Raw genomic sequence first — 26,555 nt, forward strand, 5'->3', positions numbered from 1 at the left:
CTTTAAAATTTTTAAAACGATGGCATTATTGAGCAAAAAAGCAATGAATTTTACCTATGGTATGGGAGCGGCAGTAGTAATTATTGGAGCCCTTTTTAAAATTCAACATTATCCTGGAGCAAGTGCATTATTAATAGTTGGTCTTTGTACTGAAGCTTTCATTTTTGCTCTTTCTGCTTTTGAACCAGTTGACCATGAATTGGATTGGTCTTTAGTTTATCCAGAATTAGCAGGTGGTGAAGCCGCTAAGAAAAAAAATGTTGAGAAAGATGAAGTTGACGGAATGTTGTCTTCAAAATTAGATGCTTTATTAAAAGAAGCAAAAATTGATGGTGAGTTAATGAGTAGCTTAGGCAGCAGTATTCGTAACTTTGAATCAGCTTCAAGAAATATTTCTCCAACTGTTGATTCAATTGCGGCAACAAAAAAATACAGCGAAGAATTATCTATGGCTGCAGCTCAAATGGAATCATTAAACAGCTTGTATAAAGTACAATTAGAAAGTGCTTCCAGAAACGCTGAAGCAAACAAGGAAATAGCTGAAAACGCAAGTAAATTAAAAGAGCAAATGCAATCAATGACTGCAAATATTGCTTCTTTGAATAATGTTTATGGCGGAATGCTTTCTGCAATGAGTAATAAAGGATAATTAGTTTTATAACTATAATTTAATTTTAATAATAAACTAATTAGAAAAAATGGCAGGAGGAAAATTAACCCCTAGACAGAAGATGATTAACCTGATGTATTTGGTTTTCATCGCGATGTTAGCATTAAATATGTCCAAAGAAGTTTTATCAGCTTTTGGATTAATAAACGAAAGATTTGAAACTGCAAATGGTTTGGCATTGAGTTCAAATGAAGCTATTCTTGCTGATTTAGATCTTAAAGCTCAAGATAAACCTGAGCAATATAAAGTTCCTAACGAAATTGGAAAAAAAGTAGCTGCTGCTTCAACTACTTTTTATAAATATGTAGAATCACTTAAGGTTGGTTTTACTAAAGATATTGTAAGAGAACAAGATGGTAAATTACCCTATGAAACAATGGATAATTCATCAAAATTAGATGAATCATGGTTTAGTGGTGATGGATTATCTGCTAAAGGAAAGGAAGTAGTTGCTGCTGTTGAAGCATATAAATCTTCAATCAAATCTGCTTTAGGCAATGATCCGAAATTCAAAGACATCCTTACTGAGTTTAATACAAAATTCAACACAGGTGATATTAAAGATAAAGAAGGTGTTACAAAAAATAATTTAGATTATAACTTTAAACATTTTCCATTAATTGCTTCTGTAGCTAAATTGACAGCGATTCAAAATGATGTTAATACTATAGAAAATCAGATTTTGGGCAGATTAACAGGGTCTACAGCTGTTGCTGCGGCTTCTATGAAAAATTATACTGCTATCGTTATACCAGAAAAATCAGCTTTCTTTGCTGGTGAAGCTGTAAAAGGTAAAATAGTTTTAGGCCGTTTTGACAAATCTACAGTTCCTACTAAAGTTGTTGTTAATGGTTCTAATTTAAATTTAGGAACTGCATTGCATGATGGTCAGGTAGATTTTAGTTTTGGAGCAGGGAATGTTGGTGAGCATGACATCAATGGTAACTTCACTTTTATGGAAGACGGAAAACCAGTAGCTATTCCAATTGTAGGAAACTATGTGGTGGTTCCAAAACCTAATTCAGCTACTATTTCTGCTGATAAAATGAATGTAGTGTATAGAGGTGTTATTAACCCGATGACAATTTCATTTGCAGGTGTTTCTGATGATAAAGTTAGTGCTGCAGCTCCAGGATTGAGCCGTGCAGGTAAAGCAGGATCATATAATATGAATCCAGGCCAAGGTTCTGAAGTTGTTATTAATGTAACAGGAACATTACCTGATGGATCTAAAGTTTCTGATAGAAAATCATTCAGAATCAAAGGTATTCCAGCTCCAGTTGGTGCAATCGGTGGAGAGATGGGAATTGTTAAAGGAGCCAAGTCTCGTTTGGAAGTATCTCAAGTTTCTGCAAAATTACCAGATTTCGATTTCAATGTTAATCTAAATGTTGTTGGATTTACTTTAAAAGTAACTGGTCAAGCTGCCGTTATTGTTTCTGGAGATAGAGTTAATGCACAATGTAAAGCTGCATTGGCAAGAGCAACAAGAGGTGATCAGATTACGATTTCAGATATTAAAACTAAATTAGTTGGTTCTGATATTATGCTTTCGAGAACAGCACCAGTAATTTACGAAATACAATAATATTTAAGTTGAAAAAATAGCTAACTTAAATAACTTAATAATTTATAAGATGAAGACTAAAAATTTAGTAGTAGTTATTGCATTAGTTGCAGGGAGTTTTTCTTCATTTGCACAGTCTAATTTGCTTAATGCTAAGACACCTGAGCAAATAGGTGTAAAGACTAAATCTCAAATATCTCTTGATAATGATAAGCCATTAGCTTACGGTTATGTTGATGATAGAGATATATTAATGGGAAAAACTACTTGGGAGATAATTGACCTGAGTGAAAGGTTTAATTTCCCTCTTTATTTTCCAATTGATTCTACTAATATAGGAAAAGACAGAAGATCGTTATTTGATGTTTTAATTAAGGGTATTAAAACCAATAAAATAACAGAGGTTTATGCTGATGATTATTTTAATACCAAAAAATCATTTAAAGACATGAGCAGTTCTTTTACTTACATTGATACAACAAATGCAGGTAGAGAAGAAGTAAATGCCAATAGAGATTTGTATTTCCCAAAAGCAAAGGCTTCGGTTACTTATAAAACTGTTAAAGGTAAAAAAGTAAAAGTGGTCGGTCCTGCTACTGTACCTGTTGCTAAAGTATTAGATCCTCAATTTATAGATAAAAGAGAACTTACTGCACAAGATATTACTGGTTATAAATTAAAAGGCTACTGGTATTTTGACAAACGTCAAAGTGAATTGAAATATCGTTTATTAGGTATTTGTCCAATTGCTCCAGAAGCTAGAGAAGTTGGAAGTGAAAATCCTGATTACATTGATTTATTTTGGATATTTTATCCATCAATAAGAGATTATTTGCACCAGTATTTGTCGTTCAACGAAAAAAATTCTGCAATGCCTATTTCTTTTGATAGAATTTTAGATTCACGTCAGTTCAGTGGTACGATTTACAAAGAAGAAAACGTATATGGAGATCGTTTAATTACTGAATATATTAATGAAAATGCTCTGAATCAATTATTAGAATCAGACAGGATTAAAGATAAAATCCGTGATTTCGAACACGATATGTGGAATTACTAATTTCATCAGACTATTTAAACATAAACTCTTACTTAATTTAAGTAAGAGTTTTTTGTTTTCAATATTTATTTTTTACTCATGATTGATTATATAATTGTAGGCGCTGGTTTGGCAGGGATTTCATTTGCTGAAGAGGCCATTCTGCATAATAAAAGCTGTATTGTTTTTAATAATGATTCTCAAAATTCATCCAAAATAGCTGGGGGATTATATAATCCTGTTATCTTAAAGCGTTTCAGTGAGGTTTGGAATGCGCAGGAACAATTAGAGCTGCTGACTGTTTTTTATTCTAATTTGAGCGATAGAATAAATGATAATTTTAATTTTAAGACACCTATATTAAGAAAGTTTTTTTCTATTGAAGAGCAGAATAATTGGTTTGCAGCTTCTGACAAAAAAAACTTAGCGCCTTTTCTATCTACTTCTTTATGTTTCAATAAATATGACGGAATCGATTCTCCATTTGGTTATGGTGAGGTTTTGCAGACAGGATATGTTGATACGGCATTATTATTATCAAAGTATCAGAAGTACCTTGCTTCATTAAATCTTTTAAGAGCAGCGTCTTTTGAATATGATGCATTAATTATTGAAGATGACAGATTAGTATACAAAGATCTGGAGGCAAAACAGATTGTCTTTGCAGAAGGTTTTGGCCTTCATGCTAATCCTTTTTTTAATGACCTTCCTTTAGATGGCACCAAAGGAGAATTGTTTATTATTAAGGCAGCTGATTTGAAACTTGATGTGATAGTGAATGCTAGTGTCTTTATTTTGCCACTGGGAAATGATATGTTTAAAGTAGGGGCAACCTATAATGTGAAAGATAAAACGGATTTGCCTACTGAGGAAGGAAGAATAGAATTAATCGACAGAATTAAAGAGATAATTTCCTGTGATTTTGAAATAGTTGAACATTATGCTGGAGTTCGTCCTACGGTGAGAGATCGAAGACCATTAGTGGGAACACATCAAAATTATAAGAATGTGCATGTGCTGAATGGTTTGGGGACTCGTGGTGTAATGCTTGGTCCCGCAATGGCTAAGGCTTTATTTAATTGTATTGAAAATAAAATTCCGCTTGATAAAGAAATTGATATTAAAAGATTTGTCAATAAACGAAAAAAATAATGATTAATTGTTTGTAGTATCTGGATCGTATGAAACAAACATATTGATATAAATGTTCCTTGACCAGCGTAAAACTATTGGGAAAAGCAGAATAAGTGTAACTATAATTGAGATAAATGAGGTTTGAATCTCAGCTCCAAAAAATAGATAGGATACCAGAAAAGTTCCAATCCCAATAGCAACATTCAATCCATAACTGACATACATAGCTCCGTAAAAGAAAGAAGGTTCTATTTGATATTTGAGACCACAGTGACTGCATTTTTCATGCATTTTGAGAATTGAACCAATATGTAATAGGTTTTTATCTACATACATGCTCTCATTCATGCATTTTGGGCAAGTTCCTGTTAAAATGCTATATAATTTGGATCCTTTTTTTAACATTTGCAAAAAATATAATTTGTTCTATTTATTATGGACAAATTTACTAATACATTAAGGAATAAAATAGTTAATACATGCTTAATATACACAATTTATCGGTTTCTTTTGGAGGTACTTATTTGTTTGAGGAAGTAACTTTCCGTTTAGGAGCCGGAGATCGAGTTGGTCTTGTTGGAAAAAATGGTGCCGGAAAATCGACTATGCTTAAAATGCTGGCAAGAGATTTTGCACCTGATTCTGGTGTTATTTCTCAAGAGAAGGACATTCGGATGGGTTTCTTGCGTCAGGATATTGATTTTGAACGAGGACGTACGGTTTTAGAGGAAGCGTATGAAGCTTTTACTGAAATAAAGGTTGTTGAAAAAAAATTAGAAGAAATCAATCACCAGCTGGTTACCCGTACCGATTATGAAAGTGAAGAGTATGGCCAGATTATTGAAGATCTGTCTGATTATACACATCGTTTTGATTTGTTAGGCGGTTATAATTATGTAGGTGATACCGAAAAAATATTATTAGGTTTAGGTTTTAAAAGGGAGGTTTTTAATAATCAGACAGAAACTTTTTCGGGAGGCTGGAGAATGCGTATTGAGCTGGCAAAATTACTGCTGCAGAATAATGATGTGCTGCTGCTTGATGAGCCAACGAACCACCTTGATATTGAAAGTATTATTTGGCTGGAAAGTTTTCTGCGTAATTATCCTGGGGTAGTGGTAATCGTTTCCCACGATAAAATGTTTCTGGATAATGTAACTAACAGGACTATTGAAATATCATTAGGGAAAGCATACGATTTCAATAAACCTTATTCCCAATATTTAGAATTGCGTCACGAGATTCGTGAAAAACAGCTGGCAACTCAAAAAAATCAGGCCAAGAAAATTGAAGAAACCGAAAAACTGATTGAAAAATTCCGTGCCAAGGCTTCCAAGGCTTCAATGGCACAATCTTTAATTAAGAAACTGGATAAAGTAGAACGAATTGAAGTTGATGAAGACGATAATTCGGTGATGAATATTTCTTTTCCTGTTTCAAAAGAACCTGGGAAAGTAGTAATTGAAGTTGAAAACGTGACCAAGGCCTACGGAGATAAAGTGATTATTAAAGACATTGATTTATTAGTTGAAAGAGGAAGTAAAATTGCTTTTGTCGGTCAGAACGGGCAAGGTAAATCTACTTTTATAAAAGCTATTGTTAATGAGTTCGAATATGATGGAACTATCAAATTAGGCCATAACGTTCAGTTAGGTTATTTTGCCCAGAATCAGGCAGAATATCTAGACGGAGAAATTACTTTGCTACAGACTATGGAAGATGCCGCCACAGATACAAACCGCATGAAAGTTCGGGATATGCTAGGTTCTTTCCTGTTTCGAGGTGATGATGTTGAAAAGAAAGTAAAAGTGCTTTCCGGAGGAGAAAGAAACCGTTTGGCATTGTGCAAATTATTATTGCAGCCTATCAATGTTTTGCTGATGGATGAGCCTACAAATCACTTGGATATTAAGTCTAAAAATGTTTTGAAAGCAGCTCTGCAGAAGTTTGGCGGTACTTTACTGCTGGTTTCTCACGACAGGGATTTCCTGCAGGGAATGTCTAATATCGTTTATGAATTTAAAGATCAGAAAATTAAAGAATATTTAGGTGATATTAATTTTTTCCTGGAACAGCGCAATCTCGAAAACATGCGTGAAGTTGAGAAAAAAGATATTTCTAAAACAGCTGCTGTCAAAGAAAGCAATAAATCTTCTTATGAAGACCAAAAGAAAGGAAAAGCTTTGCAGAATAGATTGAGTAAGGTAGAAAGCCAGATCAAGCAGTTAGAAAAAGATATACAGCACGATGATAAAATGCTGGCAGCCAATTATGACAAACACATAGAAGATGCTTCGTTTTTTACTGCTTATAATAAGAAAAAAGAAGAATTAGATAAACTGCTTTTGGATTGGGAAATTGTTCAGGAAGAAATTGATAATGCTGGTTTATAAAATCAATCCAATTGATCTAGAATGGAGGATTGCTTCACTGCTATCTTTAAAATAACAGACAGAAACTTCAAGATTTTCTAAATTTTTTAAGATTGATCTTGTTGTTTCTTTTTGATTTCTGCCGGTTTGCCTTATGTAAACCGCTTTTACGGTAACTGGGAATATTTTGCAAATGCGCTCATATAATAAAGGATCGTGCTGTGAATCATCACCCAATAATACATATTTTAGATGCGGATAAAACTCGACAACATGTTTTATTTTTTCGAATTTATGGTTATGATCACCTCTGCCACTCATAAAAAAATCAGCAAGTCCTGTTTTAATATCTTTCAATAATATAACCGCTCTTGGCAATTGATGGATTTTTGTGAATTTCACGATAAAGCTATATAAATTCCATTCACTGCTTGAAATATAAAAAAAAGCATTCTGCTCATCAATATTGTTTCTTCCAGCAGAACTCAGAGCTTGATAATGAGCAGCAACATCTTTAAAAACCTTGCGGCTATTCACATTTCGGAATAATAAAATGTATATCTTTTTGAAGAAATTATTAGTATGGGAAACCAGAAAAGTATCATCAATATCAGATATTATGCCAAGATTTCCTTTGTGTGGCCTAATGAAACTGCCTGATGATATAATAGATTGATTTTTATGGATAATACTCACTTCATAGTCCATCCATCCAAAATTAAATTCCTTTTCAAGCGGTATGCAAAATTTAAAATAACCATCATCTAAAGTTCTGGTATGGATTACAGAATCGCCAAATTTAAGGTATACATCAAAATTGCTAATGGTTTTGACCTTAAAAAGATTCACAATCGAACTGGCGTTTTTAAAGCTCTTCTTTTGAAAATCATAATCATAACCTTTTTTAAAGACATGCCCCATTACAATCAATTCCTGTTCATTGGCATAACCGCGATATAATTGTAAAATAGGTTCCATATAATTTCTTACTTTTATAGAAGCTGTAAATTAATTATTTTAATCGGTTTTTAAAGAGGAAATTTTGAAAAAGAATATCATTTTCGTAGTAAATCCAATTTCGGGAGATTTGGATAAATCTGATTTATTGAATGCGGTACAGGATTTTTCAGTTATCAATGATTTTGATTTAATAGTTTATGAAACTGTTGGGGAGAGAGACGTGCAGGCATTGCAGTCACTTTATGATCTTTATAAGCCAGAACGTATTGTCGTAGCAGGTGGGGACGGAACCATAAAAATGGTTGCCGAAGCTATGGAAAAACATGATGTCATAATTGGGATTTTGCCCGCAGGATCTGCAAATGGCTTGGCAGTAGACCTTAACTTGCCAGCTGTTCTGGAAGAAAATCTGGAAGTGGCTTTTCTGCACCATTATTTAGAAATGGACATGATTTGCATTAACGGTAAAAAGTGCATCCATTTAAGCGATATTGGCATTAATGCTGATCTGGTGAAGAATTATGAAGAAGGCGAAACCCGTGGTCTTTGGGGTTATGCATTGCAGGCCTACACTACGTTAAAAGATTCTGAAGAACCATTTCTTGCTTCTATAAATGCCAATGGACAGACAGTAGAACACACTGCCAGAATGATTGTTATTGCCAATTCACAAAAATATGGAACAGGTGTTACGATTAATCCAAATGGAAGTATGAATGATGGCAAATTTGAACTTATCATCCTGAAAAGCCTCGATTTGGTATTGCTTGGGAAAATTATTATTGGAAATATGCCGATAGATTCAGATGACATTGTAATAATTTCAGCTGATAAGGCAGTTATAAAAACAGATCGGCCAATTAATTTTCAAATTGATGGAGAATATTGTGGTGCTCAAAGTGAATTGGAAATCCATATTCTGCATCATCAGATGAAAGTTGCAGTCCCACAGATCAATACTATTTAAAAGGGTTCCGTTCCTGCCAAACCACTTTAGGTTCGAGCGAGTTAAATGCTTTTTCAAAAATAAGATCGGCAACTTTACTGCTGTGTTTTGCAAATCCAAACATTTCCAGTGGCTTTGCGCCAACAGAACTTTTTATTTCCAGTGCAGTTCTTGCAAAAATAATTTCCTTGTAACCTTTGTTGATGGAGTAGGCAATCATATCATAGAGCATATTCAAATACAGCATTTTTTCTCTTTGAATAGTGTCATCATAACCTAAAAAATATGTGTCAATTGTATCACCATTTTTTATGAGAGTATTAAAGCCAATTAATTTTCCATCTAGGAAATAACCATAAAAAAGAAATTTGTCTTGCAGAACTTCCTTAAAAATCCTGAAATGATTTTTAGTTAAAAAGAAAGTATTGAATGGTGCATTTTTGGCCACGTGATAATATAAATCATAAATGGTTTCTTCAAGAGCAATAATATCCTCGAGGTGTAATTTGCGTTTCTCGATTCCTTCCGCTTTTTTTCTTGCTCTTTTATATTGATCACGGTACTTTTTTAGCAGAGAGTTGATATAATCCTGTTCCGATTTCCATTCAAAAGGAATGTGAAAAATCATATTCGGCTGAATACTGTATTTGTAATTGTTTTTGAATAAATTAGAATCGATCTCAAATTTCTTGATATCTTCTTCTGTATAATCCTTAAAAGTTGTTATATGAACTTTTTTTCCAATAGATTTAAATTTATGTTTCAAATCTATTGAAGCTTTTTTTAAGGCTTTGATACCTTCAGCTTTTGAAATGTTGTCTGAAAAAACAAATGAATTCTGCCCGGTAAGCATATTGTTGCCAATTAGTAAAACATGAGAAGCGAAATTTTTCAAAATAAATTTTCTGGCTGTCGTTTTCATGCATCGGTCCCGATTTCCAAAGGATTCCAGATTGTTTAAATCCAGGAATTGTGATATGGCAATCCCAGCCAGTTTACCATTTTTAAAAAGCCCAATATAGTGACAGGTCATATTCTTTGGAGCCGATTTATCTAAAACTTCAAAATATTCTTTGGATAAAAAAATATTTTTGCACGCTAGTTCGTCCCAATTTTCAGGAAGCTGTGCATTAGTTTCGTAAATTTGATAAGAAATAGCAGTTTTCAAATTAGAAGTATATTATTCAAATTTAGCCAATAATATTAAGTTTTTCAAAATTGTTTTATCAGCAGCAAGATTAGGCATTTATAAAGATGTTCCAGTTCATCATTGTTCTTCAGCGATAGACAGTTGATAAAAGTAATATTTGAACAGCTGTTTGAAATTAACTCAATTTAAATTTTTAAAAAATGAAAACATTCACAGAAGAAGAAGCACGTCCTTTTTTGGATCAATTGAAAGACTGGCATTTTAAGGGAAATGCAATCGAAAAAGATTTTAAATTTAAAAATTTCACTCAGGCACTTGGCTTTATTGTGCAAGTAGGTGTCTTGGCCGAAAAGATGAATCATCATCCTGAACTTTTCAATGTATACAATAAAGTGAATATAAGGCTCAATACGCATGACTCAGGAGGAGTAACCGCAAAGGATATTGAGTTAGCAGGACAGATAGAAAATTTATTTTAAACAAAAAGCCTTATTCCTAAAAATATAAAAATAAGGCTTTTGGTGTTTCAATATGATTAAATCCATCCGCAAATCAGCGATCCAATTAATGTTAATGTGACTATCCAGTATCCTGAATTTACCCAGATATATTTCCATGATTTCCTTTCGAAGAGGCCATTTATAGCAGTAATTGGAAATGCAAAAAGCAAACCAGATATAAAACCATGCAAGGCTCCATGCTTGAAAGTTCTATATGCTGTGCCATAATCATTCATAAAAGCCTGAAAAGATGGAAGAGCTTCACTGATTTTCATTGGTCCGCCAATCATGCCAAGTGCTCCACTCTGATGTATGGTGAGTGAGGATTCGATGATAACAATAAAAACCGAAAAAATATAAGTCAGCCCAAAGATTTTCAGCATGTTTCCTTTGGCTAATTCTTCTTGCGTGAGTCCTGTTTCTTTCATCCATATAGTTCCAAAAACTTTTGGATGATACCAGACAAATCCAACAGCTAACGTTGTTAATGCACTTACAAAAATTGCAATCCAGTTCATTTCCATAATTATAAGGTTTTAAAGTTGTTAGCTTCAAATGTAGTTAAATTTTTGACATCTTAGCAGGTTTGGTTTTGTTTGTAGTATTTAAACTATAATAAAAATTAAAAAATGTAGTTTATCGATAAAATTTGTATTTTATCATGTTTAGAATTACTTTTGATATATAAATTTGATATTATGAAAAATGTTATTGCATTATTTGTAACGGTTGCTTTTTCAGTAACATTATTAGCGAATGTCTCTAGTAATGAGAAAGATATATTGATTAAGTTATATCATAGCACCAATGGAAGCCAGTGGACAAACAAGTGGGATCTGAATGCACCAGTTTCAACTTGGTATGGAGTCAAGCTAGAAAATGATAATGTAGTGAGTATTAATCTCTCCAATAATAATTTAGTTGGCACTTTGCCGGCTGAAATTACTAATTTAAAGAATCTGGTAGAGCTTGACGTTTTTAAGAATCAGATTTCGGGTAACATACCAGCCAATATTGGAAAGTTAAAAAAATTGCAGACATTAAATCTGTCGTTTAACAAATTGACAGGTTCCATACCAAATTCGATTTGCGAAATCCAGCAGTTAAAAATTCTGATGGCTTTTATGAATAATCTCTCAGGAGAGCTGCCAAGCAGAATAGGTAATTTAAAAGAATTAGAAGTAGTCTCATTATTCAATAATCAATTGTCGGGTGAGTTTCCAGAGTCATTATATGAATTAAAAAAACTAAAAGAATTATCATTAAGCAGCAACAGCTTTTCTGGACATATCAGCAAAAGTGTTGAAAATTTAGTTTCATTGGAAAAACTAAGTTTATTTGATAACAAAATGCATGGACAGATTCCTTTTAATATTGTAAAGTTAGAGAATCTTGAAAAAGTAAATCTAGCTTATAATTCATTCTCAGGTTTTGTGCCTAATGCTTTGGCTGAAAAAAAAGGATTTAATCTGACCATGAGAAATGAAACAGGTGTCGCATTCAAACTGGAAGTTTTGAATACAGCAAAAGGTGCATGGGCAGCAGATGAGTAATAAGCATATGATGTTAAATAAAGGTTTATTATAATATATAATTTGAGTTTTTTGTTTAAGCGCTATGATTTTAAAATCATAGCGCTTTTTTTTATTTTCAACTTAGCTCTCTCAATAATGTATTCTCCTATGTGACCTCAGGTTATAGCATTTGTTTTTCTATAATAATACGCTTTTCCAGAGCTTGGATCTTGTTAAAAACAAAATTGATTTAAGCCACAGGAGTGGCAGAATATTTGTAAAAACTAATAAATATCAACTACTTCACAGCTTCATTGAAGCGAAATATTAGAGAGAATTAATAATCGGATTGAGGTTTTCCGGATTCTGATTATGGCATGTTAAAAATTATTCTTTATAGTGCTTATTTTGTAAAGCATTGATTGTTATTTATTTACGATGTTTTAATTTATAGATTAACATTTTTTTTGCAAAATGTTATATTAAATTTTGGTGGAATTAAATATTAATTATAAGTTTGTCTATAGAAATAGTAGAGTTTAAAAAAAATAATCACTCTTAATAATATAATTTTGAAAACTATCGAAAATACCTCTTTTTTGATCAAGCAAAGATCTTTTCAATTCGGCATCCTTAGTCGAATGTGTTGTTGCTGTTAAGTTTTTCAATCCGAATCTATTTAAATTTTAGAATAATCATTTTCAAATAATTTATTGCAATGATAAATTATTTGGACTGTTGATAATTTGATCCTAAAAACAATCAATTTCAAATATTAATAATTAAAACCGATAAAATGAAAAAACAGATGTGTTGCAGATAATAAAAAAAAAGCCATTTCTGCGGCAACAGAAATGGCAAGGCTTAAAAAAGAAATGTTCATCTCAAAAAGGATAGAAAGCTGATTAATCAGCCTTCAGGAATCCTTATTTATTAAACCAAAAACAAAGTAATGAAAAAAATACTATATAATGTTTCATGGCTCTTTATTTTTCTGATTTCATTTGGAATCAAAGCGCAAGATACAAAGCCTCTAATTCAGTCCAAACTGGATGGAAAAGTCATTAATAAAACCACAAATGAGCCTGTATCAGGTGCTTCAGTAACCATTAAGGGAACTACTCACGGCGTGATAACGGATGCTGAAGGAAAATTTTATTTTCAAACTGGACAAAAATTCCCATATACTTTAATAGTAACATATATTGGGTATAAAAAGACTGAATATATTGCAGACGGAAGTCCCGTTGTGATTAGTCTAGAGCAGGATCTTCAGGAACTAAATGAGTTGGTCGTAGTAGGCTATGGAACTCAAAAACGAAAAGATATTACCGGGGCAGTATCTTCGGTTCCAAAAGCAAATCTGAAACAGGTTACTTCTTCTGCAGATAATCTGCTCAGAGGAGCGGTTCCGGGTGTGGTTGTAACTCAAAGTTCGGGCCGTCCAGGTGCCACTTCCAGTGTTCGTATCAGAGGAGGAAACTCCATCACAGCAGGAAACGAACCGCTTTATGTTGTAGATGGAATATTGATTTACAATGATAATAATAACGGTACAGCGGGAGTTGCCAATGCCGGAGCTGGTGTCAATGTATTATCAACGATTAGCCCAGGTGATATTGAGTCTATCGAGGTACTAAAAGATGCTTCTGCTACAGCAATTTATGGTTCTCGCGGGGCAAATGGAGTAGTTATTATTACAACCAAAAAAGGAATCAAAGGACAAGATCATATTTCGTATCAGGGTTATTTTGGATTCCAAAAAGTTTCAAAAAAACTGGATTTATTAAATGCCAGCCAATGGGCTAGTCTTCGTAATGATGTGCAGGCAAGCATAGGGCAGGCTCCTTCTTTTTCGCCAGCTCAAATTGAAGCACTTAAAACTTCTGGCGGCTATGATTGGCAATCGGCTGTTTTTAGAACTGCTCCAGTGCAAAATCATCAATTGACATTTTCTGGCGGGGATGATCGTTCTCGATATGCTGTTTCGGCTGGTTACTTTGATCAGGATGGCGTCGTAATCGGATCTGATTTCAGACGAATTTCGCTTCGTGCTAATTACGAGAGAAACTATTCCCAGAATTTTAAATTTGGCGTGAATGCCAATTACACAAATTCACTGTCTAATGGAATTGGAACCAATGGCGGTACAGGAGCAGGAAGACAGCCCAACCCATTAGTTGTTGCTTTGTATCAGCCACCAGTAGTTCCTATTAAAAATGATGACGGATCTTATAATTTAACGAATAATCCCTATTCGACAGCGGTTAATGGAGTTATAGGAAATCCAATTAATGATTTGGAAAATACTATCAACGAAACAAAAATTGATAGAATTTTGACCAGTTTGTTTGGAGAATATAAAATAAACAAAGAAATCGTTGCAAAAGCAGCTGTCAGCGGTGACGTAATTAATACCAAACAAAACTATTATGCTCCTTCGACTACTACAACTGGAGCAGGAACTAAAGGATTAGCTTCGGTTGGAGACAGGCTAGTGAGCACCGTATTGAATGAAAACACCTTGAATTATAATACACATTTTGGTGAGGATCATAAGTTTTCAGCTTTGGCAGGATATACACTTCAATATACTCAGGGAGAAGTAGTAAATGCAGGTGCAAACAGCTTTGTAAACGATAATAATACATACAACGCTCTACAGGATGGTGTAGCTGTAAAACCGTATAGTGAAGCATTCGAAAGTGTTTTGAAATCATGGCTGGCCAGAGTGAATTATTCTTATAAAGGAAAATACAATTTAACAGTATCAGCACGTGCTGATGGTTCTTCGAGATTTGGATCAGAGTCGCTTTGGGGATACTTTCCATCTGCTGGTTTTTCCTGGAATATTACTGATGAAGATTTTGCAGAAAGCATTAAAGGAGTTGTAACTGATGCAAAATTAAGATTGAGTGCTGGAACAACTGGAAATCAAGAGATCGGAAATTATCTTTCTTTGGCATCAATAGGTTCCGTTAATTATAGCCTTGGAGGAACGATTCAAACAGGATTGGCTCCAACGCGCCTTGCAAATCCAGATTTGCGATGGGAAAAAACAGATCAGTACAATATCGGTTTGGACTTATCATTATACGACAGAAAAATAAACTTTGTTTTTGATGCTTATTATAAAAAAACAAATGATCTGCTTATCAATGTGCCAGTTCCATTAACATCAGGATATGCTACTGTTCTTCAGAATATTGGTGGAGTTGAAAATAAAGGAATTGAAATTGGCTTAATAACAGAAAATATAAAAACCGAAAACTTTTCATGGAATTCCAACTTTGTATTTTCTGCTAACAGAAATAAAGTGATCGAAATTGGAAATGGAGTTGATCAATTTTTTCCTGTAGTTCCAAATGGTTCATTACTGCAGCAGCAGCCTGTAACGGTAAAGGTTGGCTTGCCACTGGGAACTTTCTGGGGATATCGCACTAATGGTATTTTTCAGACTCAGGAAGAAATCAATACACAGCCTAAAATTAATAGTCTTGCCAATACCAAAATTGGTGACAGAAAGTACGTAGATACCAATGGAGATGGAATCATTACGGCTGCAGACAAAGGTGATCTTGGGACTTCTCAGCCAAAATTTGTTGGAAGTTTCAGCAATACACTGGCTTATCAAAATTTTGATTTATCATTTTCTTTTCAGGGAGCCTATGGCGGAAAAGTATTTAATGCCTTAAACCAGCAATTAGAAATTTCTACTCTTGGGACAAATGCTGCCGCTGCATTATTAGACCGCTGGACACCAGCAAATCCAAGTAACGAAATTCCTAGGGCTTCAAGTTCACCATTAGGTATAGTATCAGAGCGCTATGTAGAGGATGCTTCCTTTTTGAGATTAAAGCTGATTACTTTAGGATATGCATTTCCAAAAAGCCTTACTTCAAAAATTGGTGTTCAAAGCTTGAAATTATATGTGTCTGCTGAAAATATCATTACATGGACGAAATACACAGGCTATGACCCTGAGGTAAGTTCTTATGAACAAAACAATTTATATCCCGGAATTGACTTTGGAGCTTATCCAAATTCTAAAACATTCATCACCGGCTTAAACGTAACTTTTTAAGTAAATATCATGAAAAAAATAATAATAACATTCATATTAAGTGCTGGTCTCTTTGTATCGTGCACCGACTTAGAGGTTACACCAGCCTCTTTTACAACCGAAGATAATTTTTTTGTAACTCAGGATGATGCTATTGCCAGCGTAACTGCAGTATATGCTTCCTTGAGTCTGGATCCTGGAGAGCAGAGTTTATTTGGAAGAAACCTTTATTTCCTTACCGATATGGCTTCCGATTATGCTGCAGCAGGAGTCTCGGCTACGAATCCTCAGGTAAGAGCTTTGAGCAGTTTGACACATGATGCGACTTCAGATCGTGTTCAGGTAGCTTGGCGCCAGATTTATGCGGGAATAAATAGAGCGAATGTTTCTATTGATAATATTCCAAAGGTATCAGGTTCCGATGTCCTGAAAACACGATTGATAAATGAAGCAAAATTTATCCGTGGACTGCTGTACTTTCAGGCGGTTCGTCTTTGGGGTGGAGTTCCAATAGTTTTGCATGAACCTTCTTCGATTAATGTTGAAAGCCTAAAATCAAATAGAGCCACAGTCGATGAGGTTTATGCGCAGATTATTTCAGACTTAACGGCAGCAGAAAGCTTGCCTGCTGCTTATCCGGCAAATGAGGCTGGACGAGCTACTTCGGGAGCTGCAAAAGCTATTTTGACCAAAGTCTATCTGACAAGAAAAGATTGGGCAAATGCAATTCTTAAAGCAAAAGAGGTTATCAATGGCGGTTACGGATATGCACTTTTTGAAAATTTTGGAGATATATTCAACAAAGCAAAAAAGAATGGGAAAGAGCATATTTTTTCTGTTCAGTTTGAAAAAAATCAGGCAGGAAACGGATCAAGCGGCAGTACTTTCCAGGCGACATCTTTTACAGGATTTACCGCTACAGAACCGGCAGATATTATTTCGGATGTAGCCTTGTTTTATGATATTTATGCAGCAGGTGATACCCGAAGAGATGTAAGTTATACAAAACAGTTACTAAATCCTGCTACAGGAACGATCTACACTTTTCCGAAACCAATTTTCAGCAAATATCTGGATCTGACCAATTTAGCAACTCCATCTAATGTCGCGATTAATTTTCCTTTAATCCGCTATGCTGATATCTTATTGTCTCTTGCAGAAGCTATTAATGAAAAAGACGGCGCAACTTTAGAAGCTCATGAACTGGTAAATCAGGTGAGAAGAAGAGCCTTTGGAAAACCAATTGCGGCTCCAGATGCAACAGTGGATTTAATAGGTCTTACTACTGAACAGCTAAGACAAGCCATCCGTGAAGAGCGCAAAAAAGAATTTGTACAGGAAGGACAAAGATGGTTTGATTTAGTACGCTGGGGAACTTTGGTTGCAGAGGTTAAAAAAGTGACGGCCAAAAACTCAGTTTCAGAGCGCAATAATCTGTATCCGATTCCTCAAAGTGAACGTAATATTAATCCGGCTGGATTGCCACAAAATCCTGGTTATTAGTAATTAATCATACAAAAAAATAATACAGAATGGAAGATGTAAAATATAATAGAATTATCAAAAGCCCTCAAAAAGGGTTTTTGATTACCGCTTTGCTGGTTGCTCAATTTGGTTTCGCTCAAACTGCGCCAGATGCCAGCTTTAAAGGAGTTATTGGTAAAACCCTTGCCGAATCCAAAGAATACTGGCCGGAACTGGTTACAGCTCCCAAAGGCGCTCCCAATGTAGTCTGGATTATTCTGGATGATGTGGGTTACGGAGCTTCCAGCGCTTTTGGAGGCTTGATACATACACCAGTTTTAGAGAGTCTGGCCAGCAATGGACTGAGATATACCAATTTCCACACTACTGCTATCTGCGCCCCGACACGTGCTGCATTACTGACAGGAAGCAATTCTCATAAAGTCCATGTTGGCGGGTTCTCACATACCATAATGTCTGCAGGATTTCCAGGCTGGGATGGAAGAATTCCTTCCAAAAACGGAACTATTGCTGAGATTTTACGCGACAAAGGATACAATACTTTTGGTGTTGGAAAATATGGGGTAACTCCCGATGAAGATGCTACCGATGCAGGACCTTTCGACAGATGGCCGACAGGAAAAGGTTTCGATCATTTCTTTGGATTTCTGGGTTCAGCAACCGATCAGTACAAACCGGATCTGATAGAAGATCAGGCACATGTTACGCCAGACGGAAGACACTTAAGCGAGCAGATTACCGATAAAGCCATCGGTTATATTAAAGCACAGCAGAAAGCAGCGCCTGGGAAACCGTTCTTTTTATACTATTCCCCTGCAGCCGTTCATGCGCCGCATCAGGTAGAAGCCAAATGGAGTGATGCCTATAAAGGAAAATTTGATGAAGGCTGGGATGCCTACCGCGAAAAAACATTGGCCAACCAAAAGAAATTAGGAGTTGTTCCTGCAAATGCAGTTTTGCCGGAACGCAATTCATTGATTGCAGACTGGAAAAAATTAACACCGGATCAAAAAAAGGTATACTCTAAATTCATGGAAGTATACGCCGGGTATCTGACCTATACCGATTATGAAATCGGAAGATTAGTCAATCATTTAAAAGAAACCAATCAGCTGGACAATACAGTTGTTTTTGTCTTGATTGGAGATAATGGAGCCAGCAAAGAAGGGACTTTGCAGGGAGCTGTTGAAAGACAGACTTATAAAGTGGGTGAAACAGAAGAGCAGGTTTTCCAGAATAATTTAAACAAAATTGGTGAAATTGGAACGCCTCAGACGTATGCCAACTATCCTTTGGGATGGGCACAGGCGACTAATACTCCATTCAAATCCTGGAAGCAGGACGCGAATACCGAAGGAGGAACACACAATCCGTTAATTGTTTATTATCCAAAAGGAATCAAGGAGAAAGGCGGCATCCGAAACCAATACAGCCATGTGATTGATATTCTTCCGACCACCCTTGATATCCTTGGGGTAAAAGCACCTGAAACGATCAGAGAGATTAAACAGGATTCCATTCAGGGGTATTCTTTTTACAATTCTTTGAATGATGCCAAAGCTGTTTCAGACCATAAAGTACAGCATTATTACATTTTTGGGGCAAGATCGATCTACAGCGATGGATGGAAGGCAGGGGCTGCGCATCATCCGGATTCAATTGAAGTGAAAGAAGCATTGGCCGATAAATCAAAAGCGAATTCGTTGAATGCTGATTTCGATAAAGATGTCTGGGAATTGTACAACATCAATGAAGATTTCAACGAAAGAAAAGATCTAGCGAAAAAATATCCAGAAAAACTGGCGGAACTGAAAAAGCTGTTTGACGAACAGGCTAAGAAAAATAACCTGTATCCATTGATTGACTGGTCGGATGTGTATCAGAGAAAAATACATCAGTCCAAAGCTACTGAAGGGCAGTCTGCAGCAGAATTACTGTACAAAGCCAATAAATAAAAACTATTCAGAGCTGTTGAAATGCATTTGGCAGCTCTGTTAATAATTTAAAAAAAATAGACTTTAAATTATAAGAAAATGAAATTAATCTGGACAGTTATTTATCTGATACCGTTATCCATCCTGATGGTGATTTTTTCTATCATACGCCTGCTGAAAAGAGCTGTAGAAAAACCAGTAAAGGATAAAATGTACCGATAGCATTTTTTTTAATTAAAGCATTAAAAATTTTTTAGTCTAAAATTATATTAAATCTATAGAATTTAAATAATTAATTGAGTCAACGAAATATTCGCCCAGGAGAGGGTTCATTAATAATTTATAAAAAACAAAAACATGAAAAATTTTAAATTCAATGCAAAGCTGAAAACGCCTCAAAAAGGACTTTTGCTTACAGCTTTGATTATTGCACAGCTTGGTCTGGCTCAAAATAAACCAGATGCCAGCTATAAAGGAGTTGTTGGCAAAACATTAGCCGAATCAAAAGAATACTGGCCTGATCCGGTAAAAACTCCGGCTGGTGCGCCTAACGTAGTCTGGATTTTATTGGATGATGTAGGATTCGGTGCTTCCAGCTCTTTTGGAGGATTGATCAGTACGCCGACTTTCGATGCTTTGGCCAATAACGGACTGCGTTACACCAACTTTCATACTACAGCGATTTGCGCCCCAACCCGTGCCGCTTTATTGACAGGAAGAAACTCAGGAAGGGTTCACGTCAGCGGGTTTTCACATACTATTTTATCAGCAGGTTTCCCGGGCTGGGACGGAAGAATTCCTTCAGACAAAGGAACAATTGCTGAGATTTTACGTGAAAACGGGTACAACACATTTGCAGTAGGTAAATACGGAGTAACGCCAGACGAAGATGCTACCGATGCAGGACCATTCGACAGATGGCCAACCGGAAAAGGATTTGATCACTTTTTTGGCTTCTTAGGATCTCAGACCGATCAGTACAACCCGGATTTAGTAGAAGATCAGGCACACGTAAAACCAGATGGACGCCATCTGAACGAACAGATTACAGATAAAGCCATCGGTTATATCAAAGCACAGCAGAAAGCCGCTCCTGGAAAACCATTCTTCTTGTATTATGCACCGGGAGCTGTTCATGCACCGCATCAGGTGGAGGAAAAATGGGTAAAACCATACGAAGGAAAATTTAACGAAGGCTGGGATGTGTACCGTGAAAAAGTATTGGCTAATCAAAAGAAACTGGGTGTAATTCCTGCAAATGCAGTATTGCCAGAACGCAATGCCATTATTTCGGAGTGGAAAAAATTGACTCCGGATCAAAAGAAAGTATACGCCAGATTCATGGAAGTATATGCAGGATTTTTGACGTATACCGATTACGAAATTGGAAGGGTAGTAAACTATTTGAAAGAAACCAATCAATTCGATAACACTGTAATTTTTGTTGCCATTGGAGATAACGGAGCAAGTAAAGAAGGAACTCAGGTAGGTACAATCAGCCAAAGTCTTTTCTCTCAGGGAGTAACGGATGAGCAGAATCTTCAGTCCAATTTAAACAACATTGGCGAAATTGGAACAGCAAAAGGTCTGAATACCAATTATCCATTAGGATGGGCTCAGGCAACCAATGTACCTTTCAAAAACTGGAAACAGGATGCACAGTCTGAAGGAGGAACCCGTAATCCTTTGATTGTTCATTATCCAAAGGGAATCAAAGAAAAAGGCGGCATCAGAAACCAATACAGCCACGTAACGGATATTCTTCCTACTACATTGGAAATTACCGGAATCAAAGCACCTGAAGCAATCCGTGAAATTAAGCAGGACAAAATTCAGGGTTCTTCATTTTACACTTCTTTGAATGATGCCAAAGCCGAATCATTACACAAAGTACAATACTACTACATCTTCGGAAACAGAGCGATCTACAAAGACGGATGGAAAGCGGCGGCGGCACATGCCAATCCTTTTACTTCACCAAATGCCGGAGGAAAACCACAGCCAGCCAATTTTGATGCTGATGTCTGGGAACTATACAACCTGAACGAAGATTTTAACGAGCGTAATGATCTGGCTAAAAAGCATCCTGAAAAATTAGCCGAACTTAAAAAACTGTTCGATGAGCAGGCTAAAGAAAACAACCTGTATCCGTTAATTGACTGGAGTGATGTGCTGGGAAGAAAAATCCATAACACCACAGGAGATAAAAATCAAAACCTCCAGGAATTGATTAAGCAGGCAACCAAAGGCGGTGGCGCTCATTAATAAATAGGATTAGCACTTAGTAATTTGTGAAGAGTGATTGGCTTTTTACTCATTACTAAGTGTTGATTATTAATTACTTAAAAAGTTATGAAACTAGTAGATTTTGAAATCATAGGAAAAAAGATTGTCGTTGGGATAATCGTGTTTTTAGTACCGCTGGTTATTCTGGCCGGAGGTTTAATAGTAGTAAATCACATTTTAAAATAAGAAATCATGGCATTAGATACAACAAAACTAAAAAGAGATCTGGGTATCAGTCTTTTCATTTATAGTCTGCCGGTATTGGCAATCTACCTTTATTTTAAACTCAATAATGGTATTGTGGCAGACTCGCATCTTACATTACCCTCTTATCTGGAATTTTTACAGCCCGCTTTTACCAACATCAGAAGCTGGGGATTCATTGTATTCGCAATTGTTTTGGGAATAGTAGAATTTGCTGCAGGTTTATACGATGAGCACTGGACAGGACGTGAGCGCAAAATAGACATCATTTGCTTTTTAGCGCCAAAATTACTGCTGCCTCCGGTTACGGCTTATTTTAGTTTGACTGCTTTACCGTATTTAATACCAGGTTTAGCCAATTCACTTTCATGGGTGCCGTTTTGGGGAGGTTTTTTCTTAATTGCAATTGCCGATGATTTGACACAATATTGGTATCACCGTCTGCACCATCAGGTACCATTTTTATGGCGTTTTCACAGAACCCACCATTCCGCTCCGTACATGGGAATGGCGATGGCTTCCAGACAAAACTTCCTGTACACCGTGTTTTTCTCTCAAATTTATCTGACTGCAACGCTGACTTATTTAGGTTTGGGAATACCGGCTTTATTTGTTCTGGTTATCAAAAGCACCATCACTTTAGCCGCACATTCCAGCATTGCCTGGGACAAACCATTTTACAAATACAAAGTACTGCATCCAATTGCATGGGTTTTGGAACGCCTGATTTCTACTCCGGCTACACATCACGCGCATCACGCAGATACTAGCGGTGACGGAGTAGGTCATTTCAAAGGCAACTTCGGAAATATGTTTTTCATTTGGGATGTTATTTTCGGAACAGGTTTGATTACCCGTAAATTCCCTGAATCCTACGGAACCAAAACATACAAAAGTGAAGAGTGGTACGCACAGTTCCTTTGGCCGATATTCAAATCCAAAATTGAAGGAAGCCCTTTAGCTGATGGAGTTTTAGCCAAACCAATTTCTCAAAATAAAAATAGTGTAACCGTAAAGCAAAATGTATATGAGTCAGTTCAATCTTAAATTAGCCAGAAAAAGTATTACGGCAGTTGCATTTTTAGTTGCAGCTGTTGGTTTTTCCCAGAATAAAAATGAATTCACCCTGAGAATTGATTCGTTTTCTTCAAAAATTAGGGAGCAGAAAAATCCGCAGCTAATTGATGCCCGTGGTCCCGAAGAGTTTGCACTCAATCATATCGATGGGGCGATAAATTTTAATTTGGAAACAGGTAATTATCAGAAATATATAGTGGCTCTGGATAAATCAAAACCAGTGTTTATATATTCTATTGGTGCAGGAAGAAGCGGTCAATTGGCAAAAGAATTATTAAAAAACGGTTTCTCGGAAGTGCATGATCTTGAAGGCGGAATCGCTGCATGGATTGGATCTGGAAAACCTTTTTATACTAATTCAAAAAGTAAATTGACATTGGCAGAGTACAAAAAAATTATTGCAGAAAACAATGCTGTTTTAGTAGATATTGGTTCTAGATATTGTGGTGCCTGCAAAAAAGTAAAACCAGTTTTAGAATCCATAAGGGCTGAAAATGGGACTAATTTGAAGATTGTAGAAATTGATCTGGAAGATAACCCTCAGATTATAGCCGATTTAAAAACGGTAAAGGTTTTTCCAACATTGATTTTATACCAAAACAGCAAAATAATTTTCAAGAAAGATGGCTTAGGTGATTTGAAAAAAGATGTTGATGCCGCTTTGGCTCATTAAAAAAGCTTAGTATGGCATTCAGAATATTTAAGAATTGCTATTTAGTTATTTTTTATTTAAATATCTGATATTTAGTTGTTTATAAATTTATTTTAATTTTTGTGCAAAAATAAATATGACTATCCGCAAATATTACTATGTTCTTTTGTCACTGATTATATTGATTCTCACAGATTTTCTTACTGTTTTTTTTAAAATCTGTAGAAATCTTTTTGATCTGTGGCTAATTTGATTCTGTTTGATATTAAGTAAGGATCGTCATAAAAAATAATTTAAAATTTGGAAGTTCATGTTTTTAATATATCTTTGTTCTATGGAATAAGTAGAATTTAAATTATGCTGATTCCAAAAAAAAATGGCAGTTCAATACATCTCTCAGGAGAAAGGCAAGGTTTGTTGGCATTTGGTATTCCTTGCCTTATGTATTGTTTTGTTGTTGATTCATTGAATTTTAATAGAATACATTCCAGATTTTTGATTTTTCTTATCATGTATAAAAAAATATATAGTGTAATTGCAGTAATTAGTTTTGCAGGTTTTTCAGCTTATGGACAAGTAAATAAATCGTTAGCCGTTGTTTCAGCAACTGACTGTCAGGCTATGTGCAAGGCAAATACTTCCAAAAAAGCATTGCTGCTGCAATCCATTAATAAAACTTCACAAGAGAATACAGCTTCGGCCGGAGGAATGGTCTGGGTCGAAGGTGGCGAATTCAGCATGGGAACCAATGATTATCCAGATGCAAAACCTGTTCATAAAGTAAGTGTAAAAGGATATTGGATTGATGAGCATGAAGTGACAAATGCACAGTTTGCAGCTTTTGTTAAGGCAACTAACTATGTAACAATTGCAGAAAGACCATTAGATCCAAAGGATTACCCAGGTGTTCCGCTTGAAAATTTAGTGCCGGGTTCGGCAGTATTTGTGCCTCCAACGGGAAAGGTGGCTTTGGATAATATACAGCAATGGTGGCAGTATGTGCCGGGAGCCAGCTGGCAGCATCCTTCAGGACCGGAGAGCAGTATCGTTGGGCTTGAAAATAATCCAGTTGTTCAAATCAGTTATCTTGATGCTAAGGCTTATGCCGAATGGGCTGGGAAAAGACTTCCAACCGAAGCCGAATGGGAGTTTGCCGCAAGAGCTGGAAGACCTTCTGCAAAATATTATTGGGGAACGGAGCTTAAACCGAATGGAAAATGGGCTGCGAATATTTTTCAGGGATCTTTTCCGAATAATAATACAGTTGAAGATGGTTTTGCAGGGGCAGCACCAGTAAAATCGTTCCCGAAAAATCCATATGGGATTTATGATCTGGAAGGGAATGTATGGGAATGGTGCAGTGATTTATACCGTGATGATTATTATAAAAGCAGTGGAAATAATAACCCAACCGGACCTTTGACCAGTCATGATCCCGAAGAGCCGGGTGTAGAAAAACATGTTCAAAGAGGCGGTTCTTATTTATGCAGCGATCAATACTGTATCCGATATGTGGCGGGAAGCCGCGGAAAAGGAGAAACGACAAGCGCCTGTAATCACTTAGGATTTCGCTGTGTGAAGGATAAATAATTAAAACGAATGCGGAAAACAATAATTTGATATGGCATTAAAAACAAAACAATTTACTATTCATGAAGATTGGGCAGCAGTAGTCTTAGGCTTCTTGATAATCGGAATCTCGCTTTTTATTTACCTGCCTTCGGTTCCTGTATTCAAATGGTCAAACGGAGCTGATCTGCAGAATGATGTATTTAGCGGTACGAATATAAAAGAACTTTTTTTAGAGTTTGTTTACCTTTTAGGGATAGGTGTAACAGGAATCTTTTTGGTTGGAAAATCGGTTAGGAAATTTTTACTGGGTTTTCCGATAGTGTTTGTGCTGACAGTAGCCGCCTTGATTATAGCGGGGAATTCTGTAATCAAGGGGCTCAATTTAGAAGCAGTTATTTTTAGTCTGATTATCGGGCTGTCAATAGGTAATTTTTTCAAGCTTCCAGAGTGGTTCCGTACAGCACTTTCAACCGAAATTTTTGTAAAAATCGGCTTGGTATTATTAGGAACCAGCGTCATATTTTCAGATATATTGAAGGCAGGTTCTTTAGGACTCATTCAGGCTTTAGTTGTTGTTTTATCCGTTTGGTATTTTGCTTTTTGGGTATGTAAAAAGTTAAAGGTAGATGAAGAATTAGCATTAATGATTTCCAGTGCCGTTTCTATCTGCGGTGTTTCGGCAGCGATTGCAACATCTGGAGCAATAAAAGGAGATTCGAAGAAACTGTCATATGTCATTTCGATGGTATTGGTAACAGCCATTCCAATGATGATTTTTATGCCGATTATTGCCAAGCACTTCAATTTTGCAGAAGAAGTTACCGGAGCCTGGCTCGGCGGCAGTATCGATACTTCGGGAGCTGTTGTGGCTTCGGGGACATTGGTTGGAGAAACCGCTTTGAAGATTAGCACAATTGTTAAATTTTCGCAGAATGTATTACTGGGATTAGCCGCTTTTGCAATATCTGTGTATTGGACGTATACGCAGAACAAATCATTGGATGCTGTTGTGGCAAAACCGACTTTAGGGATTATCTGGGAACGTTTTCCAAAGTTTGTGTTAGGTTTTATTGCAGCTTCTCTGGTTTTTTCTTTTCTAATTTCACCCGAAACCAGAGATACGGTAAAAGACAGTCTGAAGAATCTTCAGGGACTTTGGTTTGCGCTGGCTTTCACCAGTATTGGATTGGAAACTAACTTCAAAGATTTGTTCAGCAACAGCAGCAAAAAACCTTTGTACGCTTTTTTGACAGCCCAGCTGTTCAATATTATAATCACGCTCCTGATTGCTTTTTTATTATTTGGTAAATAAAAGTGAACGATTTAGAGAAAAGGCTGGCGGTCTTGCCCTTTTTTGTTTTCCATTATGTTTTAACGATTTTTTTAGCCTTTGAAGGCTGTAAGAATGTTAGAGAATTTATTATAATTAC

At 35.8% G+C, this 26,555-nt stretch carries 21 protein-coding genes; 17 read left to right on the forward strand and 4 right to left on the reverse strand.

Annotated elements, in window-relative coordinates:
• Positions 1-19 precede the first annotated feature (19 nt).
• The 4 genes from porL (at position 20) to ABEG11_RS03330 (ending at position 4,428) form a co-directional block, all read left to right on the forward strand.
• Positions 20-649 (forward strand): type IX secretion system motor protein PorL/GldL, encoded by a 630-nt coding sequence (gene porL / locus ABEG11_RS03315; protein ID WP_348822771.1) that lies wholly within the window; start codon positions 20-22, stop codon positions 647-649.
• A gap of 49 nt (positions 650-698) precedes the next feature.
• Entirely contained in the window at positions 699-2,258 is a 1,560-nt protein-coding gene (porM, locus tag ABEG11_RS03320) for a type IX secretion system motor protein PorM/GldM (protein ID WP_348822772.1), read from the forward strand.
• A 49-nt stretch (positions 2,259-2,307) separates the two neighbouring features.
• Positions 2,308-3,297 (forward strand): type IX secretion system ring subunit PorN/GldN, encoded by a 990-nt coding sequence (gene porN / locus ABEG11_RS03325; protein ID WP_348822773.1) that lies wholly within the window; start codon positions 2,308-2,310, stop codon positions 3,295-3,297.
• Between the two features lie 78 nt (positions 3,298-3,375).
• Entirely contained in the window at positions 3,376-4,428 is a 1,053-nt protein-coding gene (locus tag ABEG11_RS03330; RefSeq protein ID WP_348822774.1) for an NAD(P)/FAD-dependent oxidoreductase, read from the forward strand.
• 3 nt (positions 4,429-4,431) lie between these two features.
• Here ABEG11_RS03330 and ABEG11_RS03335 read toward each other — a convergent pair whose 3' ends face one another.
• Entirely contained in the window at positions 4,432-4,815 is a 384-nt protein-coding gene (locus tag ABEG11_RS03335; protein ID WP_348822775.1) for a DUF983 domain-containing protein, read from the reverse strand.
• A 74-nt stretch (positions 4,816-4,889) separates the two neighbouring features.
• On the opposite strand from ABEG11_RS03335, the gene ABEG11_RS03340 reads away from it, so the two are divergent.
• The gene (locus ABEG11_RS03340) at positions 4,890-6,803 is read left to right on the forward strand and encodes an ABC-F family ATP-binding cassette domain-containing protein (RefSeq protein ID WP_348822776.1); all 1,914 of its coding nucleotides are present in this window, start codon (positions 4,890-4,892) and stop codon (positions 6,801-6,803) included.
• Here the strand turns inward: ABEG11_RS03340 and ABEG11_RS03345 are convergent.
• The gene (locus tag ABEG11_RS03345; protein ID WP_348822777.1) at positions 6,798-7,760 is read right to left on the reverse strand and encodes an App1 family protein phosphatidate phosphatase; all 963 of its coding nucleotides are present in this window, start codon (positions 7,758-7,760) and stop codon (positions 6,798-6,800) included. The two genes, ABEG11_RS03340 and ABEG11_RS03345, sit on opposite strands and share 6 nt — an antisense overlap.
• Before the next feature lie 64 nt (positions 7,761-7,824).
• On the opposite strand from ABEG11_RS03345, the gene ABEG11_RS03350 reads away from it, so the two are divergent.
• Positions 7,825-8,709, forward strand: coding sequence for a diacylglycerol/lipid kinase family protein (locus ABEG11_RS03350; RefSeq protein ID WP_348822778.1), 885 nt, complete (start codon positions 7,825-7,827; stop codon positions 8,707-8,709).
• Here ABEG11_RS03350 and ABEG11_RS03355 read toward each other — a convergent pair.
• A complete protein-coding gene (locus ABEG11_RS03355) occupies positions 8,702-9,856 on the reverse strand; it encodes a GNAT family N-acetyltransferase (RefSeq protein WP_348822779.1) in 1,155 nt (384 codons plus the stop codon). The two genes, ABEG11_RS03350 and ABEG11_RS03355, sit on opposite strands and share 8 nt — an antisense overlap.
• Before the next feature lie 182 nt (positions 9,857-10,038).
• On the opposite strand from ABEG11_RS03355, the gene ABEG11_RS03360 reads away from it, so the two are divergent.
• On the forward strand, positions 10,039-10,317 hold the full coding sequence (locus ABEG11_RS03360; RefSeq protein WP_348822780.1) for a 4a-hydroxytetrahydrobiopterin dehydratase: 279 nt from the start codon (positions 10,039-10,041) through the stop codon (positions 10,315-10,317).
• A 56-nt stretch (positions 10,318-10,373) separates the two neighbouring features.
• Here ABEG11_RS03360 and ABEG11_RS03365 read toward each other — a convergent pair whose 3' ends face one another.
• On the reverse strand, positions 10,374-10,862 hold the full coding sequence (locus ABEG11_RS03365) for a DUF1761 domain-containing protein (protein WP_348822781.1): 489 nt from the start codon (positions 10,860-10,862) through the stop codon (positions 10,374-10,376).
• A 174-nt stretch (positions 10,863-11,036) separates the two neighbouring features.
• On the opposite strand from ABEG11_RS03365, the gene ABEG11_RS03370 reads away from it, so the two are divergent.
• The 10 genes from ABEG11_RS03370 (at position 11,037) to ABEG11_RS03415 (ending at position 26,437) form a co-directional block, all read left to right on the forward strand.
• Positions 11,037-11,891, forward strand: a complete 855-nt coding sequence (locus ABEG11_RS03370) for a leucine-rich repeat domain-containing protein (RefSeq protein WP_348822782.1) — start codon at positions 11,037-11,039, stop codon at positions 11,889-11,891.
• A gap of 913 nt (positions 11,892-12,804) precedes the next feature.
• A complete protein-coding gene (locus ABEG11_RS03375; RefSeq protein ID WP_348822783.1) occupies positions 12,805-15,936 on the forward strand; it encodes a SusC/RagA family TonB-linked outer membrane protein in 3,132 nt (1,043 codons plus the stop codon).
• A 9-nt stretch (positions 15,937-15,945) separates the two neighbouring features.
• Entirely contained in the window at positions 15,946-17,418 is a 1,473-nt protein-coding gene (locus tag ABEG11_RS03380; protein WP_348822784.1) for a RagB/SusD family nutrient uptake outer membrane protein, read from the forward strand.
• A gap of 29 nt (positions 17,419-17,447) precedes the next feature.
• Positions 17,448-19,355, forward strand: coding sequence for an arylsulfatase (locus ABEG11_RS03385; protein ID WP_348822785.1), 1,908 nt, complete (start codon positions 17,448-17,450; stop codon positions 19,353-19,355).
• Between the two features lie 78 nt (positions 19,356-19,433).
• Positions 19,434-19,556, forward strand: a complete 123-nt coding sequence (locus ABEG11_RS03390; protein ID WP_348822786.1) for a hypothetical protein — start codon at positions 19,434-19,436, stop codon at positions 19,554-19,556.
• Between the two features lie 135 nt (positions 19,557-19,691).
• Positions 19,692-21,599, forward strand: a complete 1,908-nt coding sequence (locus ABEG11_RS03395; RefSeq protein ID WP_348822787.1) for an arylsulfatase — start codon at positions 19,692-19,694, stop codon at positions 21,597-21,599.
• A 213-nt stretch (positions 21,600-21,812) separates the two neighbouring features.
• Positions 21,813-22,871: a sterol desaturase family protein gene (locus ABEG11_RS03400; RefSeq protein WP_348822788.1), complete on the forward strand. Its 1,059-nt coding sequence runs from the start codon at positions 21,813-21,815 to the stop codon at positions 22,869-22,871.
• Positions 22,852-23,574 (forward strand): rhodanese-like domain-containing protein, encoded by a 723-nt coding sequence (locus ABEG11_RS03405; RefSeq protein ID WP_348822789.1) that lies wholly within the window; start codon positions 22,852-22,854, stop codon positions 23,572-23,574. Before ABEG11_RS03400 ends, ABEG11_RS03405 begins: the two co-directional genes overlap by 20 nt.
• 489 nt (positions 23,575-24,063) lie before the next feature.
• Positions 24,064-25,143, forward strand: coding sequence for a formylglycine-generating enzyme family protein (locus tag ABEG11_RS03410; protein ID WP_348822790.1), 1,080 nt, complete (start codon positions 24,064-24,066; stop codon positions 25,141-25,143).
• A 31-nt stretch (positions 25,144-25,174) separates the two neighbouring features.
• The gene (locus tag ABEG11_RS03415) at positions 25,175-26,437 is read left to right on the forward strand and encodes a YeiH family protein (protein ID WP_348822791.1); all 1,263 of its coding nucleotides are present in this window, start codon (positions 25,175-25,177) and stop codon (positions 26,435-26,437) included.
• The last annotated feature ends 118 nt before the right edge of the window (positions 26,438-26,555 follow it).

The organism is Flavobacterium aestuarii (assembly GCF_040049115.1).
Classification (GTDB): Bacteria; Bacteroidota; Bacteroidia; order Flavobacteriales; family Flavobacteriaceae; genus Flavobacterium; species Flavobacterium aestuarii.

Coding starts and splice junctions, on each gene's coding strand:
- ABEG11_RS03410 (WP_348822790.1), top strand. CDS start 24,064: ATGTATAAAAAAATATATAGTGTAATTGCAGTAATTAGTTTTGCAGGT.
- ABEG11_RS03330 (WP_348822774.1), top strand. CDS start 3,376: ATGATTGATTATATAATTGTAGGCGCTGGTTTGGCAGGGATTTCATTT.
- ABEG11_RS03405 (WP_348822789.1), top strand. CDS start 22,852: ATGAGTCAGTTCAATCTTAAATTAGCCAGAAAAAGTATTACGGCAGTT.
- ABEG11_RS03370 (WP_348822782.1), top strand. CDS start 11,037: ATGAAAAATGTTATTGCATTATTTGTAACGGTTGCTTTTTCAGTAACA.
- ABEG11_RS03395 (WP_348822787.1), top strand. CDS start 19,692: ATGAAAAATTTTAAATTCAATGCAAAGCTGAAAACGCCTCAAAAAGGA.
- ABEG11_RS03335 (WP_348822775.1), bottom strand. CDS start 4,815: ATGTTAAAAAAAGGATCCAAATTATATAGCATTTTAACAGGAACTTGC.
- ABEG11_RS03365 (WP_348822781.1), bottom strand. CDS start 10,862: ATGGAAATGAACTGGATTGCAATTTTTGTAAGTGCATTAACAACGTTA.
- ABEG11_RS03340 (WP_348822776.1), top strand. CDS start 4,890: ATGCTTAATATACACAATTTATCGGTTTCTTTTGGAGGTACTTATTTG.
- ABEG11_RS03345 (WP_348822777.1), bottom strand. CDS start 7,760: ATGGAACCTATTTTACAATTATATCGCGGTTATGCCAATGAACAGGAA.
- ABEG11_RS03360 (WP_348822780.1), top strand. CDS start 10,039: ATGAAAACATTCACAGAAGAAGAAGCACGTCCTTTTTTGGATCAATTG.
- ABEG11_RS03380 (WP_348822784.1), top strand. CDS start 15,946: ATGAAAAAAATAATAATAACATTCATATTAAGTGCTGGTCTCTTTGTA.
- ABEG11_RS03415 (WP_348822791.1), top strand. CDS start 25,175: ATGGCATTAAAAACAAAACAATTTACTATTCATGAAGATTGGGCAGCA.
- ABEG11_RS03375 (WP_348822783.1), top strand. CDS start 12,805: ATGAAAAAAATACTATATAATGTTTCATGGCTCTTTATTTTTCTGATT.
- porM (WP_348822772.1), top strand. CDS start 699: ATGGCAGGAGGAAAATTAACCCCTAGACAGAAGATGATTAACCTGATG.
- ABEG11_RS03400 (WP_348822788.1), top strand. CDS start 21,813: ATGGCATTAGATACAACAAAACTAAAAAGAGATCTGGGTATCAGTCTT.
- porL (WP_348822771.1), top strand. CDS start 20: ATGGCATTATTGAGCAAAAAAGCAATGAATTTTACCTATGGTATGGGA.
- porN (WP_348822773.1), top strand. CDS start 2,308: ATGAAGACTAAAAATTTAGTAGTAGTTATTGCATTAGTTGCAGGGAGT.
- ABEG11_RS03390 (WP_348822786.1), top strand. CDS start 19,434: ATGAAATTAATCTGGACAGTTATTTATCTGATACCGTTATCCATCCTG.
- ABEG11_RS03385 (WP_348822785.1), top strand. CDS start 17,448: ATGGAAGATGTAAAATATAATAGAATTATCAAAAGCCCTCAAAAAGGG.